This is a genomic window from Paenibacillus sp. FSL W8-0426 (assembly GCF_037969725.1).
Lineage (GTDB): Bacteria > Bacillota > Bacilli > Paenibacillales > Paenibacillaceae > Paenibacillus > Paenibacillus hubeiensis.
The window spans coordinates 3,946,397-3,964,969 of sequence record NZ_CP150203.1; the positions used below are offsets into that span (position 1 = coordinate 3,946,397).

16 protein-coding genes and 1 pseudogene are annotated in these 18,573 nt (G+C 44.4%); 7 read left to right on the top strand and 10 right to left on the bottom strand.

Annotation, left to right across the window (positions count from 1 at the left end; all coding sequences use genetic code 11):
• Window positions 1-80: 80 nt before the first annotated feature.
• The 3 genes from MKY59_RS17605 to MKY59_RS17615 are packed head-to-tail and all read right to left on the bottom strand — an operon-like array spanning window position 81 to window position 2,479.
• The gene (locus MKY59_RS17605) at window positions 81-938 is read right to left on the bottom strand and encodes an alpha/beta hydrolase (protein ID WP_339272749.1); all 858 of its coding nucleotides are present in this window, start codon (window positions 936-938) and stop codon (window positions 81-83) included.
• A gap of 28 nt (window positions 939-966) precedes the next feature.
• Window positions 967-1,356, bottom strand: coding sequence for a tautomerase family protein (locus tag MKY59_RS17610; protein ID WP_339272751.1), 390 nt, complete (start codon window positions 1,354-1,356; stop codon window positions 967-969).
• 46 nt (window positions 1,357-1,402) lie between these two features.
• Complete coding sequence (locus MKY59_RS17615; RefSeq protein WP_339272753.1) at window positions 1,403-2,479, bottom strand: nitronate monooxygenase; 1,077 nt, start codon at window positions 2,477-2,479, stop codon at window positions 1,403-1,405.
• A 130-nt stretch (window positions 2,480-2,609) separates the two neighbouring features.
• On the opposite strand from MKY59_RS17615, the gene MKY59_RS17620 reads away from it, so the two are divergent.
• On the top strand, window positions 2,610-3,491 hold the full coding sequence (locus MKY59_RS17620) for a LysR family transcriptional regulator (protein WP_339272755.1): 882 nt from the start codon (window positions 2,610-2,612) through the stop codon (window positions 3,489-3,491).
• A 481-nt stretch (window positions 3,492-3,972) separates the two neighbouring features.
• Here the strand turns inward: MKY59_RS17620 and MKY59_RS17625 are convergent, their stop codons facing one another.
• Window positions 3,973-4,401 carry a DUF1259 domain-containing protein gene (locus MKY59_RS17625; RefSeq protein WP_339272757.1) on the bottom strand — a complete coding sequence of 143 codons (429 nt, stop codon included), beginning with the start codon at window positions 4,399-4,401 and terminating at the stop codon, window positions 3,973-3,975.
• A 135-nt stretch (window positions 4,402-4,536) separates the two neighbouring features.
• Complete coding sequence (locus MKY59_RS17630) at window positions 4,537-4,845, bottom strand: winged helix-turn-helix transcriptional regulator (protein ID WP_339272759.1); 309 nt, start codon at window positions 4,843-4,845, stop codon at window positions 4,537-4,539.
• Between the two features lie 62 nt (window positions 4,846-4,907).
• On the opposite strand from MKY59_RS17630, the gene tnpB reads away from it, so the two are divergent.
• From tnpB to MKY59_RS17650, 4 genes and pseudogenes are all read left to right on the top strand, one after another.
• Window positions 4,908-5,996 (top strand): IS200/IS605 family element RNA-guided endonuclease TnpB, encoded by a 1,089-nt coding sequence (gene tnpB / locus MKY59_RS17635; RefSeq protein WP_339272761.1) that lies wholly within the window; start codon window positions 4,908-4,910, stop codon window positions 5,994-5,996.
• A 117-nt stretch (window positions 5,997-6,113) separates the two neighbouring features.
• A pseudogene (locus tag MKY59_RS17640) lies at window positions 6,114-6,409 on the top strand (NAD(P)H-dependent oxidoreductase); the annotation flags it as partial.
• Window positions 6,410-6,509: 100 nt separating this feature from the next.
• Complete coding sequence (locus MKY59_RS17645; protein ID WP_339272763.1) at window positions 6,510-7,070, top strand: XRE family transcriptional regulator; 561 nt, start codon at window positions 6,510-6,512, stop codon at window positions 7,068-7,070.
• Between the two features lie 221 nt (window positions 7,071-7,291).
• Entirely contained in the window at window positions 7,292-8,527 is a 1,236-nt protein-coding gene (locus MKY59_RS17650) for an MFS transporter (protein WP_339272765.1), read from the top strand.
• A gap of 173 nt (window positions 8,528-8,700) precedes the next feature.
• On the opposite strand, the gene MKY59_RS17655 is transcribed toward MKY59_RS17650, so the two are convergent.
• A complete protein-coding gene (locus MKY59_RS17655; RefSeq protein WP_339272767.1) occupies window positions 8,701-9,528 on the bottom strand; it encodes a manganese catalase family protein in 828 nt (275 codons plus the stop codon).
• A gap of 343 nt (window positions 9,529-9,871) precedes the next feature.
• Between MKY59_RS17655 and MKY59_RS17660 the strand changes: the two genes are divergently transcribed.
• Entirely contained in the window at window positions 9,872-12,508 is a 2,637-nt protein-coding gene (locus MKY59_RS17660; RefSeq protein WP_339272769.1) for a PAS domain S-box protein, read from the top strand.
• 185 nt (window positions 12,509-12,693) lie between these two features.
• Here MKY59_RS17660 and MKY59_RS17665 read toward each other — a convergent pair whose 3' ends face one another.
• A complete protein-coding gene (locus tag MKY59_RS17665) occupies window positions 12,694-14,391 on the bottom strand; it encodes an ABC transporter substrate-binding protein (protein WP_339272771.1) in 1,698 nt (565 codons plus the stop codon).
• Between the two features lie 188 nt (window positions 14,392-14,579).
• On the opposite strand from MKY59_RS17665, the gene MKY59_RS17670 reads away from it, so the two are divergent.
• A complete protein-coding gene (locus MKY59_RS17670) occupies window positions 14,580-15,461 on the top strand; it encodes an AraC family transcriptional regulator (RefSeq protein ID WP_339272773.1) in 882 nt (293 codons plus the stop codon).
• A gap of 135 nt (window positions 15,462-15,596) precedes the next feature.
• On the opposite strand, the gene MKY59_RS17675 is transcribed toward MKY59_RS17670, so the two are convergent.
• The 3 genes from MKY59_RS17675 to MKY59_RS17685 all read right to left on the bottom strand — a co-directional run bounded on the left by MKY59_RS17675 (window position 15,597) and on the right by MKY59_RS17685 (window position 18,169).
• The gene (locus tag MKY59_RS17675) at window positions 15,597-16,277 is read right to left on the bottom strand and encodes a DUF421 domain-containing protein (RefSeq protein ID WP_339272775.1); all 681 of its coding nucleotides are present in this window, start codon (window positions 16,275-16,277) and stop codon (window positions 15,597-15,599) included.
• Between the two features lie 232 nt (window positions 16,278-16,509).
• On the bottom strand, window positions 16,510-17,268 hold the full coding sequence (locus MKY59_RS17680) for a MerR family transcriptional regulator (protein WP_339272777.1): 759 nt from the start codon (window positions 17,266-17,268) through the stop codon (window positions 16,510-16,512).
• Window positions 17,243-18,169 carry a DUF2268 domain-containing protein gene (locus MKY59_RS17685; protein ID WP_339278431.1) on the bottom strand — a complete coding sequence of 309 codons (927 nt, stop codon included), beginning with the start codon at window positions 18,167-18,169 and terminating at the stop codon, window positions 17,243-17,245. The genes MKY59_RS17680 and MKY59_RS17685 overlap by 26 nt, the downstream gene beginning before the upstream one ends.
• Window positions 18,170-18,573 lie beyond the last annotated feature (404 nt).

Genomic DNA, 18,573 nt, shown 5'->3' on the forward strand with positions numbered 1-18,573 from the left:
GGAACTCATTACATGAAGGGACAAAAATAAAGGAGCCCGATGCGATGTTCTCTATGGCATCCTTTATTTTTATATAGAGTTTATAGATTAGCACAGCCGGCTAAAAATGGTATGATCAATTCTCCTATTTCCTTAGCATGTGTTTCCAAAGCGAAATGGCCTGTGTCCAATAAATGAACCTCTACTTGGGGCAGATCCTTTTTAAAGGCTTCGGCGCCTGCAGGAATAAATGAAACGTCATTCTTTCCCCAAACCGCCAATAGAGGTGGCTGGTACTCTTGGAGATATTGCTGGAACTGCGGATACATGTTCACATTCGTTCGGTAATCGTAAATTAAATCCAACTGTTTTTCGTCATTCCCAGGTCGAGACATATACGCGCTGTCAAGCGTGTAGCCGTCTGGAGAGACCAAGTTGCCCTTTGTTCCATCAACATATTGATGTTTAATGGTCGTTGGGGCAAAGGCCGTTCTATAACTTTCTCTCTTTTCTTGGGTTGGGTTATGCCAATACTCCTCTCTCGCGGCCCATTTCTCCCCCAGACCTTCCCGGTACACGTTACCATTTTGGCTGATTATTGCTGTAATTTGTTCTGGATGACGCATTGCAATACGGAATCCAATGGGTGCTCCGTAATCAAAAACAAATAGTGCATACTTCGTAAGATTTAGCTTAGCGATCAAACGCTCCATTACATCGGCAATATGATCAAATGTATATTCAAAATCAGTTCGCTCAGGGGAGGCGGAGTTCCCAAAACCCGGATAATCCGGAGCAATTATAAGAAAATGCTCTTCTAATACAGGGATCAGGTCTCTAAACATATGACTTGCGCTCGGAAAACCATGAAGTAAAATAAGCACCGGCTTGTCTGCTGACCCGGCTTGACGATAAAAAATTTCAACCCCATCGATATCAACGGTATGATACGTCGTCATGGTAACACCTCTATTCTATAAACACCTTTTATAATTTCCCATTCAAAAATTGGGCCTCACCCAGCCCGAAGCTCCAATCCGCTGCTCCATTTTCAACGATGCTTACCATGACATCACTTGGAGATATTCCACAATGCTGCTCGAGCCTTTCAGCTAATAACGAATAAAGCTTCTCCTTTTTGTCATCGCTTCTGGTTTTGCTTATGATCGTTATGACCACAACATTGTTTGTTCGATGAATCCCTAAGCCGGTATCTTCAATCACCATATGATCATTGGGGTGTTCGTGAACAATTTGATATCGATCTCGCTGGGGCACATCAAAAGCTTCAACAATGACTTCATGGGAGACATCCAATAAACGCTTGATACTCTCCCGATCTCTGCCTTCGATTAAATCAAAACGAATAAGAGGCAATATCATCTACTCCTTTTAGGGTTAGTGATTCTCGTCTACGAATGCGTTAGATCAAAATTTTTTTGGCATCGTCAACGATCTGGTTCACAATATCGCCTGCGGCTTGATCCGCTGTAAGCATTCTCGTGCCTTGTCCCGCCCAAAGCGCCATATATTCCGGGTTGTTCTGACGGGCAGAAGCATTTCTGATTTCTCGTGTTAGTGTATTTTGTGTAGGAAAAGGAAGAGGCTTAATATCGCTTGTTTCCCAATGTTGGATAAACGTATTGCGTATTCCCCTTGCCGGCCGTCCCGAAAATGCATTGGTGATCACGGTGCTTTCCTCCGTACTTTCAAGCAGTGCCTGTTTATAAACCGGGTGTGCACCCGACTCCGCTGAGGCTAAAAATCTTGTCCCCATTTGTACCCCTTGCGCACCTAAAGCAAGCGAAGCTACCAGCCCCCTGCCATCCATAATTCCGCCAGCCGCAAGAACGGGAACCTTCACCTGATCAACAATCTGCGGGACAAGCGCCATCGTTCCGATGTTGGCTCCAGATGGTCTGGATGACGTATCAAATGTCCCGCGATGTCCTCCGGCTTCACTGCCTTGAGCAACGATAACGTCGCATCCTCGTTGTTCAGCCTGGATCGCTTCGTCTACAGTTGTTACTTTATTCATAATTTTTATACCTAATGATTTCGCTTGCTGCATGTGATCATCAGATAATAAACCGAAGGTTGTACTAATAATCGGAACGTTTTCCTCTAACAGCACGCGAAATTGTTCATCAAATCGATCTGGTGTATGAATTCCATTTTGATCAGGTTGTACTATCCCTAATGAGTCACGGATCGCATTCAGTTTTTCATTAACGGCATTAAAATTTTCATAATGATCCGGTCCAACGTTAGCAAAAATGTTAACAGCAAAAGGAGCTTGAGTCAGCTTCCTGATGGCTTGTATCGCATCCCTTATTTCTTCGGGTGTCATATAAGCAGCGCCCAGGGTTCCGAGACCCCCTGCATTAGAAACTGCGGATACGAGCGGAACCATGTTCGCAATTCCAGCCATGCCTGCAAGTACAATGGGATAACGAATATCGAAAAGTTCACAAAATTTGCTATATAGTTGTATGGCCATCGTTGCTCCCTCCTCATTATGAATATCTTCAAATTAGTTTACACCGACTTTATCCATCATGTATAATTCGAAAACATGATCTTATATATCTCGTTTTCAGATACTTCAGTTTCAGGGAGAGATTTCACTTATGGACATTCATTTATTGGAGATTTTTGTTCAAGCAGCTCGTGAAGGCAGCATTTCCAAGACCGCCAAAAAGTTAAACTATGCGCAATCCAATGTGACAAACAAGATTCAGCAATTGGAAGCTGAGCTTCAGACGACGTTGTTTTATCGCCATAAAAAAGGAATTACCCTTACTCCTTCCGGAGAAGTTTTAGTATCGTATACCGAAAAGATATTAAATATGATGGATGAAGCCAGGGCAGCGGTCGGGAATGCGTCCATTCCTACGGGCCCTCTGTCCATCGGCTCGATGGAAACGACGGCAGCCGTTCGGCTGCCTGCCGTCTTTGCTAAATATCATTTAAAGTATCCTCATGTCGATTTCTCTCTCATGACCGGGCCCACCGAAAAACTGCTTCATGCCGTTCTCCATTATGAACTGCATGGCGCATTTGTTTCTGGTCCGATCCAGCATCCTGATTTATGTCAAGAGAACGTTTTTGAAGAGACACTCGTACTGGTAACTTCCCCCGAACACCCTTTGGTTGATTCCATCCATGATTTGCAGAATCATACGATGCTGGTGTTTCCTAAAGGATGTTCATATCGTGCCAGGCTTAATTCTCTTTTCCAAGAAGAAGGATTATTGCCGGTAAAATTAATGGAATTCGGTACGCTTGAAACGATTCTTGCTTGTGTTCATGCGGGGCTGGGCATTACGTTACTCCCTTACTCGATCATTGCTGATTATGAGGAGCGAGGAAAGGTAATCAGTCACCGGCTGCCGACTGAGTATTCCTCTGTAACGACTCTGTTTGTTAAGCGCAAAGACACCTTAATTACACCAGCACTATCGGCTTTTTTAGACGAAGTGAAAAATATTCTCTCGACAAGCCTTCTCTAAAGGAGTCTACGTATGTAAGCACAGGCATAAGAAAGTACAGCTGCAGTATAACCCGATTTCCGGGCATTTTTTCTGTCCTTTAATCGCCATAAAATATCCCCCTTTAGAATTCATAGGAATACCCAAGGGGGTTTCCATGTCCATTCTAAAGGGGGCATTTCATCCTAACTCGTTTGATAAGATTACTCACTTACTCTTCCTGGTTCTCGTAGCGGTAAGCTTCTCGGCCATCGATGTGGGATGTACTGGTTCCTGCCTGATATCCAGCCGTCCGTGGTATCCCCGTGCGCTGGATTATCGGTTTCTCCGTTATGCCTTTCCAATTTCTTAAACCGACGCGTAGCCCGTCTTGGTGACCACAGCGGTCCAAGAAGCTTCTCCCATTCCCTAAAAACATCTGGTGTCGGACGTACAGATTGCTCCCCGTTAATAGAGGCTCCCCTTCTAAGAGGCATCCTGTGGTCCATTCAAATGAACGGTCTCATTTCTTGATAACAACAGGCCGAACTGTTTTTGTTGTCAAGACGTTAAGTGCATCACGCACGTCTCTCGCGAAAGTTAGCGGTTTCTCGTTCTTTTCGAAGTGGATATACCACAGGTTAGGGTTGGTAAATAACCAGTGGTTATGAAGCGCAGTGACCTTGATGCCATGGCTGCGCAGCCGGGAAATAAATGGATTGATTTCCGCGGTCAAAATGACAGTTTCGCCAAGACACAATGCTCTCCCGTTACGGCCAATGTTCTCAAAGGAAAATGCCTGAGGGATGGCTAGAAACGATCTGGTTTTTTTGCCTAAAATCGTAGGTTTGATGTTATTTCTGACCGTAGAAGCTGTACAAACACCGTTAATCACCTGCGGTGTTGCCTTCAAAATAGAAGCGAATTGTCTACAAAGCGGACTAACTGCCATCTATTCATTCCTCCCATCTCGTAATATACCAACATACTATGGAGAGATGAAAGATATGGTGAAGGCTGCTAGCATGTATAATAGGACCATTTTTATAAAGCGGCGAATGAAAACGGACTAGCGTAATGTCGAACGCTAGTCCGTTTCGGTTTGTTCATTTTTCGCCTTGTTGAGCTGCTTGCGCTCAATATGGGCCGCTCCCCATTGATGTAAGGTTTCCAAAATCGGAGACAGGCTCATTCCGTATTCCGTGATAGAGTACTCCACTTTCGGCGGGATTTGCGGATAAACGACACGTTTCACGATCTCTTCCTCTTCCAATTCGCGCAGATGGAGCGTAAGCATCCTTTGAGTGATATCAGGCAGCAATCTTCTTAGCTCATTAAACCTCAGAGGTTTGCCTTGAAGTAAATGATAAAGAATCATCGGCTTCTGAATTTCCATTTTTTTCTATTCGAAACCAAACATATGTGCTATAATAACTACAAGGAACGGAGGTGTATGGCATGCTCATCCATAAAGCATACAAGTATCGGATCTACCCCAATCGTACACAACAGCAGCTAATCCATCAGATGTTTGGCTGTTGCCGTTTTGTGTTCAACTATTTTCTGGGACAATGGAAGGATACGTTTGCGGCCACGGGCAAGGGCCTGTCGTACAATACTTGTGCTACGCAGCTTCCAGGTCTAAAGCAAGAACATCCTTGGTTGAAAACAACGGATAGTATCGCTTTGCAGTCGGCTGTTCGGCATGTAGCCGATAGCTTTGATCGTTTTTTCAAGAAGCAGACGCAGGCTCCGCATTTCAAAAACCGTAAACATCCGGTGCAAAGCTATACTACTCGATATACGAATGGAAATATCGCTGTAAATGGGAGGAAGCTGAAGCTCCCCAAGCTGGGGTGGCTACGGTTTGCAAATTCCCGCCCCTGTGAAGGACGCATTCTCTCGGCTACGGTACGGCGAAATGCCGCAGGGAAGTATTTTGTTTCGCTCGTCTGTGAAGTGGAGGTGGAGCCCTTGCCGGGTAACGAGAAATCGGTAGGGATCGATCTGGGACTTAAAACGTTTGCGGTATCGTCCGAGGGGATGCGGGATACTCATCCGAAAGCTTGGAGCCGGTATGAAAAGAAGTTGGCAAGCTGGCAGCGGAGGTTGGCCCGGCGTACGAAAGACGGTTCTAATTGGCAAAAAGCCAAACGGAAGGTCGCCCGGATCCACGAGAGAATAGCGAATATCCGCCATGACTTTTTGCATAAGCTGTCCACCAAGCTGATTCGTGAAAACCAAACGATCAGTATCGAGGACCTAAAGGTGTCTAACATGCTCAAGAATCACAAGCTGGCCAAATGGATCGCCGATGCGTCCTGGAGTGAGTTCAGAAGGCAGCTCACGTATAAAGCTGAATGGTACGGGCGCTCCCTCAAGATTGCAAATACGTTTGCTCCGACAAGTCAAACCTGCCATGTATGCGGAGCGCTGCACCGAGAAGTTAAGGATCTTTCGGTACGGCAATGGGTGTGCCCATCCTGCCAGACCCTCCATGATTGGGATGTCAATGCAGCCCGAAACATTAAGGATATTGCCATATAGATCGTCATATCGCCCTGGAACTGTGGGGACCACAGGGATCGCTTGGTCCACTTCGAACCAAGAGGTTCGATGACCCAAGAATCCCCCACTTCAAGCGAAAGCTAAGTGGAGGGAGTGTTCAAAGAAGCTTATCGTGATCCAACCGATGAAATTATTCATCTCGATCTGTACCAAGAGGATATTCGGCCAATCGATGCCGATGTTTTACGGGGGTGGGGAAAGATTCGGTCGGGTTCGTCTTTCGATCAACTGTCCGATGGGCAGAGAAATGAAAAGTAGCCCGTCATGAAGCCATTATTGATCAATTCGTGGCTGCCGATAAGTACGTGTATGTTTCACCGATGTGGAATTTCTCGATCCCGCCGGTTTTGAAAGCCTATACGGATGCGACTTCCATTCCGGGCCAAACGTTTCTAATCGCAATTATGGCTTCTTCATATACTCATCTTATGGAAAAGAATTCAGATAAACGATATACTAGCTGTAGCTGTTTTTTGTTGAGGTGAATATCCAATGGATGAAGTCGATGAATCCAAACAACTTGTGTTGCAGATAGGCGGTGCCTTGAAAAGGTACAGAAAAGAAAAAAGCATGAGTTTAGACGACTTAGCGGAAATAACGGGCGTAAGCAAACTTACTCTCGGGAATATCGAACGTGGCGAAACAAATCCAACCTTGGCGATTTTATGGAAAATTTCAAAGGGCATATCTTTACCGTTAATGGCTTTGTTTAAATCAGAAGACCCCGTTAGTTTGTATCGAGCAGGCGAGGGTTTGCGGTTTTCGAATGACCAAAAAAATTGGATGATTGAACCCGTTTTTAAAAGTAACGATACTGAAATGTGTCGGGCTTACTTACAGCCACATAGCTCGTATCACCCTGAAGGCCATCATGTGAATACAACTGAAATTGCGACAGTCATGACAGGCTCCATTGAAATTCAAGTCAATGGAGAGACTTACACATTGAATCAATATGATACGATCAGTTTTCGAGCGGATCGTCCTCACGCTTATACAAACCCTACAGATAGCGAAACCGTGCTCCATATCTCCCTAAAGTATGGTCCATAAAATTCGAAAATATGACTTACTAAATAGAACTCCACACTTCCGTAACGGAATGTGGAGTTCTTTTTTTGTTTTGATTATTTTAAATATATTTAAATTTGTTTATTGTAAAAAATAATATATTATAATATACTTTTATTGTCCGCGCGGACGTTATTGCATCGTTTTTTTCAATCAGCAGAAAACAATTTATCCGTTTAAAAATACAGGAGGAGAAATGAAGAATGCCGAACAAACAAATAAAAAAAGCCGTACCATCCTCTATAGGATTTATCATTCTCGGCATTATTTTTATCGCAGCTAATTTACGTACTCCCTTAACCTCGGTCGGTCCGCTAGTCAGTCTCATAAGGGATGACGTTCATATTTCAAATACATTAGCAGGCCTGATCACAACGGTACCTTTGCTCGCCTTTGCCTTATTATCACCTCTGGTACCGAACTTAGGACGTAGGTATGGGGTTGAGCGTCTCATTTTGATATCCCTCGTCTTTCTGACGGTTGGTATTGTAATCCGTTCTTTATCTGGCGCAGTTAATCTGTATATAGGGACAGCCATTCTCGGATTCGCCATTGCCGTATGCAATGTATTATTGCCAAGTATAATCAAAAGGGATTTCCCGAATAACATTGGCTCCATGACAGGTGTTTACTCCATCTCAATGAGTTTATGCGGGGCGATCGCATCGGGAATCAGTGTACCGTTAGCCGTGAACGCAGGTTTGCAATGGCAGGGAGCATTGGGAATATGGGGGATTCTCAGCTTTGTATCGATCCTCTGTTGGTTACCTCAATTAAGAAATCAAATGAAGCAAACAGCTACGACGAGTCAACAAACGGCCCGTAACGATGTGAATGTTTGGCGATCTCCTCTTGCCTGGCAAGTAACCTTGTTTATGGGGATACAGTCCATGGTTTTCTATGTGTTGATCGCTTGGTTACCTGAAATTTTAAAGCAGCAAGGAATTGACTCCAACCAATCGGGATGGTACCTTTCGATCATGCAGTTGGCACTGCTTCCATTTACTTTTATAGTTCCCGTTATTGCCGGGCGCATGTCTAACCAACGTTTGTTAGTGATCATCACAACCATTTTGCTCTTGACGGGGACGCTCGGACTTCTTTACGGAAGCTCCGATATCATTCTGCTGTGGATCATCATCCTGGGAATTGGTGGAGGCTTCGCTTTTAGTTTGTCCATGATGTTTTTCGGATTACGTACTGAAAATGCGCATCAAGCAGCGGAACTGTCTGGCATGGCTCAATCGGTCGGATATCTTCTTGCCGCAATCGGCCCAGCCCTTATAGGATATCTGCATGATGCGACGAATAGTTGGAGCCTGCCGCTCTTTATTCTGCTTGGCGCTTCGGTCTTACTCTTTGTAGTCGGTATGGGAGCAGCAAAAAACCGCGTTGTCGGCGGCCGAACTAGTTCCGTGCCGGTGCGGAAAGAACGATAATAGGCTTGAAAAAATGTTGCAGCCATTGATGAAGGTGAAATAACGAACAAAAGCCGCAGTTCATGCGGCTTTTGTTGTTGGAATCAGAATACTCTGTATTTTTTCCATCAAAGCACGCCACATCGATCGCTCTCGGCGGCTCTCGCATTCGATCAACCTTACTCTCTTCCAATTCAATTATGATCCAAATCATGATGAAGTTCTTTGGCGGGAACAACGGGCTCGTATTTTTGCCCTTTTGCAACAGGTTGTGATATATAAACGAAGTCCCCCGTTCCGTCGGGCGCGCTTCCTTTAGCCCATAACCCTTCGCTGGATTCGGTTCCTTCAGAGAGATTCCAGAACTCATAGGCTTCAGGTTGAGACTCCTGCTCTGCCTCCGGCGGAAAGGAAGCCGGTACCACGACGCCATTCTTTTCTTCCAGCTCCTGAATGGCGGCCATCCATTGATATTGATGATAACGATCCCGTGCCAGCATTTTTCGTAAAGTCGCGCGGACGCCTTCATCGTTCGTCATCTGATATAGTCTCGCCACTTGCAATCGGCCCTGACTTTCGGCATGCAGATTAGACCGCATGTCTGCAAGAAGGTTGCCGCTGGCCACGATATATGAACCGTTCCATGGTACGCCGGTAGAGTTGGTAGGTAAGCCGCCCAATCCGCTTACAAGCAGATGTTGGGGATTAATGCCTCCCATAATGGCAGCTGTAACGGGATCCTCAGCGGCTTTCTGCTGCTCGGCAGGTGTGGCGCCATCCAATAGCTGGCTAATCAATGCGCATAACATTTCGACATGGCCAATTTCCTCCGTGCCGATATCCATCAGCATATCTTTGTATTTTTCCTCGCCCCGACAATTAAACCCTTGAAAAAGGTACTGCATCATCACTGTCATTTCACCGAACTGCCCTCCCAGTACTTCCTGGACCTGGCGTGCTAATGCCGGATCAGGGCGATCTACTTTAACCTCGAACTGTAACTCTTTCTGATGTCGAAACATATGATTTCCTCCGTTTGTAAGTTGGATTGATTTCTAAAAGTATATAACCCTTTCACATCGCTCTAAACAGAGGGTAAACTCTTTCCGATCAACCAACCTTCCCGTTTTCCTGCTTGTTTCACCCATCGTTTCGACGGGATTCGATATGCCTCACTGCTCCAATAACGCTCAGCTGCTTCCGCTTCTTTGACACAAATCTCTTGAAAAGAGGTGTTTCACTGGCTAGAATACTGGGTATTAAGCACATATTGTTGTTTTTAACCGACGATTTCTTATTGAACATAAGATATCCGCAAAACACTAAATTTCGACGATGTATTATACACCAAAAGGAGAGCTCAAAATGCAGGTTCAAAAGGTTGATCATCATGAATTATTCGAGCAGATATATAACCTAGCGCCTATTGGAATTGCACTCGTTGCTCCGACAGGGCAATGGCTGAAAGTGAACCCTGCTTTTTGCAATATGATGGGCTTTACCAGTGAGGAATTATTGAACCTCAGCTACCAGGATATTACGCATCCCGAGGACTCGCCGCAAGATGTGATCTATGCCTGTGAGCTGTTTGAAGGTATATCGAAAGAACATAAATACGAAAAACGATACATCAAAAAAGATGGCAATGTCCTTTGGATTTCATTACATGTTTCCTTGGCTCGAGACGAAACGACGGATGAGCCGCTTTACTTCATTTGCCATATTGTGGATATTACGGATCGTAAAGCGTCCGAACAGAAGCTATTGCACAGTGAAGAGATGTTCAAACTGATTTCGGATAATGCTCAGGAGATCATTTATATCACGAATTGTGAAGGCGTCTGTCGATTCTGCTCCCCTTCCGTTCAGCATTTGCTGGGCTACTCGCCCGAAGATATAATTGGCAAGGATAACATTGCATATTTCCATCCCCAAGATCTGGAACGTATCTCACAGATGGACCTGTCCTCTGGCAATATGCTGAATGTTAGGATTCGCCATAAAGACGGTCATTATCTTTGGTTCGAAACTACGTATAAAATCATCGGAAATGCTGAGCATGAACAGCAGATCCTTTTCATTGGACGAGATGTCTCCGAACGAAAAAAACATGAAGAGATCGTTGCAGAGGCAGAACGTATCGCGATGATCGGCAGTTGGGAATGGGATATGGTCAATGACCAAATCGCCATTTCAGATCAAATCTTTGAGATTCTTGAACTCGAACGCACTCCCCAACGATATCGCGCAAATGATGTTTTTAAAGCCATGAATCCCGCGGATGCAGCATCTCTGCAACAAAAAATCGGCTGGGTAAAACAAGGCGAGCCGCTTGACTTCGAGTACAAATACATCAGCAAGAATGGCAGCGAGAAATATCTTCACTTGCGCGGATTGATTACGTTTGATGAATACTGCAAGCCATTACAGTTAAATGGGACATTGCAGGATATTACCGAGCGGAAACTCATTGAATTCAAGCTGCAGGAGACCGTGGAACGGTACACATCGCTGAAAAAATATAATCATGACGCCATTATCTCGTTTAACATGGATGGGAACATTATGAATGCCAATCCTGTAGCGGTGAAAATGACAGGCTGTCCCGTGGCTGAAATGAGCGGCACAAGCATACAAAGGTTTATCGGGGCCGTTAATCTAGGACTGATTCTCCGCAGCAATTACGAGTTGGCCGAGAAGGAAATCAACACCATTCGCCATAAGGACGGCCACGAGACCGAAGTCTTGGCTACGCTTGCTCCGATCATTATCAACAAGGCCAATGTGGGGTTTTATCTGATCGCAAAGGACATTACCGAACAGAAAAAACTGCTCGTTGCCAAAGAGACGGCCGAAAGAATGAATCAGGCCAAAAGTGAATTTCTAGCCATGATGAGCCATGAAATTCGCACCCCCATGAACGGCGTAATCGGGATGACGGACCTGCTGCTGGATACGCCGGGACTCAGCGGAGAACAAAAGGAATATATCAGCATTATCCAGAAGAGCGGAGATTCCTTGCTGGCCATCATTAATGATATTCTTGATTTTTCCAAAATCGAGTCAGGCAAAACCGAGCTGGTCGATGATCCGTTTGATCTTCGAGAAATCGTGACAGAAACGGTGCAGATCGTAAAACCACTGGTTCGCGAAAAGAATCTGGATATCCGTGTATGTCTGGATGATGCCATTCCGACTCCGGTGCATGGCGATGCTTACCGTCTTAAACAAGTACTGACCAATATCATCGGCAACGCGGTTAAATTTACTTCAGAAGGCGGCGTGGAAATCAATGTCGGCGTTAAAGAGCAGTGCAGCAGCAACGTGCAGCTGCAATTCACGGTGAAGGATTCGGGAATAGGGATTCCGGTGGAGAAAAGACAACAATTGTTTGAGCCGTTCTACCAGCTGGAAAACTTCATGACTCGCAAACCTCAAGGCACCGGTCTCGGGCTTGCCATCAGCAAAAAGCTGGTGGAGCTGATGCAGGGTGATATCTGGATCGAAGAATCGGATGAACCGGGTACAACCTTTGCATTTACCGCATGGTTCAAGTTGAACAACAATGAAGAGAGCAGCACATTCGATCAACAACAGAAAAAGAACAAATCGGCATCTCTTCGGATTCTGATCGCGGAAGACAATGAGGTGAATCAGCTTGTCCTTGGCAGAATGATCGAGAAAAAAGGACACTTTGTAGACCTGGTGGTCGACGGTGCCGAAGCTGTCGAGGCTGTCAAACGGCATGCGTATGATATTGTTTTTATGGACGTGCATATGCCGCGGCTGGATGGCTTTGAAGCGACTAAAGCGATTAAGGAAATGCTTGACCCCCAATCATGTCCATTTATTGTTGCGGTAACGGCAAATGCCGTAAGAGGAGACATGGATAAATGCTTGAAGGCAGGCATGGATGCATATGTAAGCAAACCTATTAAAGGCGAGTCGATTACGCAAGTGCTGGAGATGTATTATATCAAGAACCAGATCAATCATTCATAATTTGCAAACAAGGCTAACGATGAAGGTTTCGTATCAAGCCATAGATGAACATCCGTCCATCTATGGCTTTATTGCATGCATTCCGCCACTGGATAAAAATTTGTTTTCTTAAAACATAGAAAAACCGCTGTTCCAGCGGCTTTCCACGAAACGATGTTTTTTCTCCTCTCAATAAAAGAATCCCTTTAATCTATATCTTTTCCTGTCCATAATCTTACGCGGTCCTTGATCCACTCGGTATATTGTTGTTCCATGCCTTCCGCTCCCGCTTGGTTGAGTTCTGCAATCATGTTGTCGTAAATTCCGTCAAATGAATCCGGAGAGGATGTAACGGCTTCAGCAATACGCTTTTGTATGATATCCTGCGTCTTCTGGTATACAACGTTGTAATCTCCGCTATCCGAAGGGATCGGCATATTGTACGCAGCTCCCCATTCTTTGACAGGAAATTGTTCTTCGGATGGGAACAGATCCTTCCAGGTCGTGATACCATAACCTTGTAGCGCTTCTTTTTCGGCATTGGAGTAACTCTGTTGAATTTGTTCGGGATAATTGGTAGTGTAGTAGTTCCCCGTCGAATCTTTGACGCCGTCTCCATAGTGCGCCCCAAAAATATAATACAGACCGATTCCGGATTCGGCAGTGAAGGCATTATTGTCCTTATTTTTTCGCTCTTGCACTTCTTCCGGAATGGTGCGAACTCCGTCTTTGACGACGTAGTGTTCGCCTTCAATCCCCCAGTTCCGCAGGATTTGCCCTTCTTCCGAGGACATCCAATCCAAAAATTTAATGGCTCTCACGGGATCTTCGCAATTCACGGTAATGCCGATGCCATATCCGTCAAAACCTATGTCCTGAAAGTCTTTTCGCACAAAGTCTTCATTAAGCGTGACGGGATAATATCCATACGTCATCTCATCCTTCCCTGCGCTTTTGAGCGCATTTTCCGCATCGCTGTATCCCCAATTCGGATCAAGCAAGGAAAGGACGCGTCCGCTCGCAATTTTGGATTTATACTGATCATCCTTCTGTACAAAACTATCTTTGTCCAACAGTCCCTCGTTGTACATTTTATTCAACCAACGGAAGTACTCCTTTTCTTCAGGGCGTTTGTAATGCAGTACAGCCTCATAGGTTTCGGGATCAATATAATACTCACCGTCCCCTGGACTTCCCGTGGACATGGCAGCCGGGTCGGTAACCGTAATCATTCTTCGCCAACCGTCAGCGCTAAGAGACAACGGGATGGTGGGTTGACCGTCTTCTGTGGTAGGATGTTTTTCGTAGAATTGTCGCAGTACTTGTTCAAAGTCTTCCAACGTTTTGATTTCCGGGTATCCAAGCTCTTTGACGACCCGATGTTGAATGGCAGCCCCGTTATTTGCATCGAAATATATTTGGTCAATGGCGCCATTTGTCGGAATCCAATATATGGACGGATCTTCATTGCTATATTTCAAACGGTTAAAGTGTTCTCCATAAATCTTTTTCAAGTTCGGCGCGTGTTCTTCAATCAGGTCCGTCAAATCAATCATCGCACCGGCATCGACCAATCTAGTTAAATTCCCTTTAGGAAAAATCAAATCCGGATAGTCCCCGCTTGCAGCCATGAGCGAAATGCGGTCGTTTCCTCCCCCGCTGGAAATATCGTATTCCGCGTTAATCGTCACGCCCGTCAATTCGGTGATTTTCTTTCCAACCGCATCTTGCATTTTATTCCAATTGGGACTTGCGTCAGCTCCGAAAAAGGTAAACGTAACGGCCTGATTGGACTCGCCTCCTTCCGAATCCGGCGTGTTGGCTGCATTTCCATTTCCACAACCGGCAATGAACAGCGTCGTCGCAAGCATGAACGCTCCCAGTTTCATCTTTCCCGATTTCATTGATCTTCGCCCCCCGCATTTGGCTCTCTTGATATTAGGATGCAAACAAGATGAATAGAATGCGCTTTCAAATGTTATTTTTGCTCTACCTTCTTCAACATCCTCTCTTTATCGTAAATCTCGTCTATGAAGCAAACCTTGATTTTTTAGACCAATGAATAGCATTATAAAGACATCCTTCCTGATAAGTGGTGATTACGATCAAGAATATCCCTTTAAGATGGTTTACGAAAGATGAGGAATTCCCTTTCTTTATTCAGCATGGCGGCCATGATGAAGATTTCCCCTTACACAATCATCTGGACTTTCTGGAGCTCGTCATCGTTCTTAACGGTCATGCAACGCATGTCGTTAACCATGAAGTTACGTTTATCAAAAAAGGGCATGTTTTTATCATTCATGGACATGACGCACATGCTTATTTAGACCCCTGCAGCTTCAGAATATGTAATATCATGTTCAAACCCGAATTATTGGACCGCATTGGACCTGACTTACACTCGTTAAATGGGTATTTGTCTATGTTTATTCCGCAGACCTCCTGCACAAATAAAAAGGTGAAGCAGCATCATCTGTCCATGCCCTTAAATGATTTCGAATACGTAGAAGCATTTGTTGCCGAAATGATCGATGAATACCAGTTAAAGCAGCCAGGTCATAAAACGTTATTGACTTCAAAATTCATTGAATTGGTGATTTACTTGTCCAGATTTCATGAATCCGGCGGAAGAGGAACAAAAACCCATTTAGTGCATTTGTCTACGGCGGTATCTTATATCGAGGATCATTATTTAGAACAAATTAGTCTGGAAGACATCGCATCGCATTCCAATATTTCTACAAGGCATTTAAACCGGATTTTCAAATCGTTTTATCAGACATCGCCTATGGCGTACCTTCAGCGTTTGCGGTTGGAACGCGCTTGTCATCTTCTAAGATTGACCCAGTGGCCTATTACTCAAGTCTCTTATCAATCGGGATTCAATGACAGCAATTATTTCTCAAGGCAATTTAATAAAGTATACGGAATGTCACCTAAGCAGTTTAGGCAAAAAGAGTCCACTTCCTGAACTACAGTAACAATAGCTTGACGCGGGGCGTTAACGATGTATGCAACCTAATTCAAATGAAAACAGCCGATCCTTTGATCGGCTGCCGGGCAGCAAAAACTCGAAATGGAGTAATCGTCCTCAAATGAATTTTTTCTACTTTGTCTCTCTAGGGATGATATAAAGCGTTCCATCCTCGCCATACTCCGCATATGCAATATCCTTAATATTGTCATACCCCTGTCTTTGCATATCAAGCTTGACCTTTTCCGGGTCCATTTTCTTTCCTCTCATGGACATCGTCAGGAGTTCCCCTTTATCAATGACCGTAATAGCCAAGCTATTGGAAATATCCTGAAGACCCAAATCTTGGGCAGTCGGAGGCTCGTACTCCGGCTTGCGAAGGACGGACAGAGATCCGTCGATTTCCAGGACGGCATGTTTGACCTCCTGAAGCGAAAAAACGTTCTGTTTTCGAAGCATGGAGAGCAATTGTTTATACTCAATGTCATATTTTTTTAATAAACCCTGATTCACTTCACCGTTATCAATCAAGAGAACAGCCCGCCCCTCTGCTGCATACCCGAATTTAACGAAACGGGTTGTTGCTTTCTCAAAAAGGTAGGAAAGAATGGCCCAGACTGCCAAAGCAAATAAGAGATGGGAGATCTTGACCTGATCGTCATACAGCGTATTTCCCACAATTTCGCTTAATACCAACGAAGATAGGAAATCCAACGGCGTAAGTTGACTGAGCGTTTTTCTTCCCGTAACGAACGTGATGACCCAAAGTCCGAAAAAACTGATGACCAGCTTGATGCTTAATTCCAACAGCATATCGACCAACCTCCCCTTAGAACCAATCATTGATGAACCATTACCCACTTCTTTCAACTAAAAACAACGGCGCCCATCAAGCCAAAATGAAAAGGCATAAACCTGGTATAATACCGAGCTCATGCCTAACAGGTTGCATAAAACACTTGTCTACCTTTAAGCGAGATCACTTCAAAATGACGCCGATTCCATCAGGTTGTTGTTTTAAGATCGGGAGTCGAGCATTCACCATTCATGGAGAGGTTTTCGGATGGATATTATGCATTATTGCACTGTAGAGAAAATCGGCTAAACCTTCATGGCCATATTGATCAAAATAGTTTCTGAATCGTGCATCGAATTTGTAAGTATTGGCAATGCAAGCCAGTAATTCTGCATCACATGTCATGAATTGCATCAGATTTTCTTTCCACTCTTCGATTAATCGCTGAGCTTCATCGGAGGAAGGATCCTGATCGACACAAGCTGCCATTTGTTTGAATATTTCCTCCATGGATTGAAACTGTTTCTCTTTATCGTCTGGCGATAATTTTTCCAACGTTTCATTATACTCTTTATACGCTTCTGTTTCGCCATAAATGAATCTTGCCTCATTTGCATACTGTTCTTTCAATGGTAAAACGGAAGAATCCTTGAAGATTTGCAAATCGCTAATATCCATTCCCGAATCGTATTCATCGATCGCTACCATCATGGTTTCCAGTCTTTGTTTTCTCGATAATAACGTTTGTTTCTGCTTCTTCAAAATTTGTTTACGTTCTTGTCTGGTCAGCTTTAAAATGTCTGCAATTTCTTTCAAGGAAAACTCTAACTCCTTTAGGAACAGAATCGTTTGAAGTTTTTCCAAACTGCTTCGCTCATATAAGCGATACCCTTTTTCCGTCAGATGCGTCGGTTTAAATAAATCGATTCGATCGTAATAATGCAGAGTCCGGCCTGTAATGCCTGTAATCCGAACAATATCTTTAACCGTTAATAATCGTTTCTTCATCCCAAAATCCTTTGACTTCGTCCAGTATTTGAGCAGCAGGCGTTATTGTCGCCTCAAAAATCGTTTTTCCCGTTTTTCTTAAATAATATCGGATTAAATAATATCCGCAAGCGTATCCGGCACTATAAGGCATGTTGACCGGTTTGAAGTTTTGAAGGGTGGCGATCTCGTCCCCGTAAAGATACGGAGCCAATTGATCAAACCCGGTTAATTGCAATCGCTCTCTAAGCACAGGCTTTATGCGTTGGTTAAGTGTTTCTGCGTTCGTTTTCGTGACCCAAGGGCCGAGCAATTCTTCTCCAAACATGAACGTCGCATAATTTTCGGCTAATCCTTCACTTACGATGAGCTCGCCCAAATGAACGTTGTGATCCCACTGAATAAATTGATAGCGCACATTATGGTTGCATTCATGCGCCAGCGAAGCTTTCATCCGCGGAATCGTGTACTCATTTGGCAGGAGCGTCCCCCAGATAAATCCGGGAATGCCGCCAAAACCGCTATATCCTTCATTTATGGTTAAAGCACGGTTTTCCGGATTCCCTAGTTGAATGGTAAACAAATACTCGGATACGGGGAGACTTATACCATGTTCCACAAATAGACCGAGGCTTTTCCTTACAGCGTGCTCACACTCTAACCAAAAAGAATCTGACGAAATCAACTCTACCTCATGTGAAATCTGCCGGGTAATCTGATCAGGAGATCGATGCATCATACTATTAAACGTAACCACGTCAAAACCGTTCGCCTCTTCAGCTCTAAAAGGGATCTGTTGAATTTCCCATTGCTTCATAAAAGGGGCCATCATTTCGTTTCTGAATAATTCAAGCTTTTCGTCGGGCGAAGCCTGGATTATTTTTTGATAAATGTGGTCTGAACGCAATGTTTTTATGTTCATATCTCTCACTCCCAGTGATGTATTCATAGAGAGAGTATGGACTATGACCTAACGTCATAGTCAAGAGAGAAATTCGTAATGCTTTGCCTGGGATATTCTCGTCGACCAAATCCGGTGATTTCAAGTCACCGATGATGAAAGCGCCGTCCAGTCACTAGATAAGAAAAGGAAAACGTCGGGCAAGCCTGCAAACAGGTTTGCTCATGCTCATCGTCTTCCTTGCATCGAAAAGAGCAAACGTTGAAATCCAACCCGTTTTGCCACCTCCAAACCCATTACAAGTGGTATTGTAAAGAAATTCACGATAAGAGCCTTAATATGCGCCAGGAGCATTCGAAAAATATTTAGAACGGAACGTTCATATGGATCCTGTGTCATGAGTGAGATGTGTTATTAAACATTTT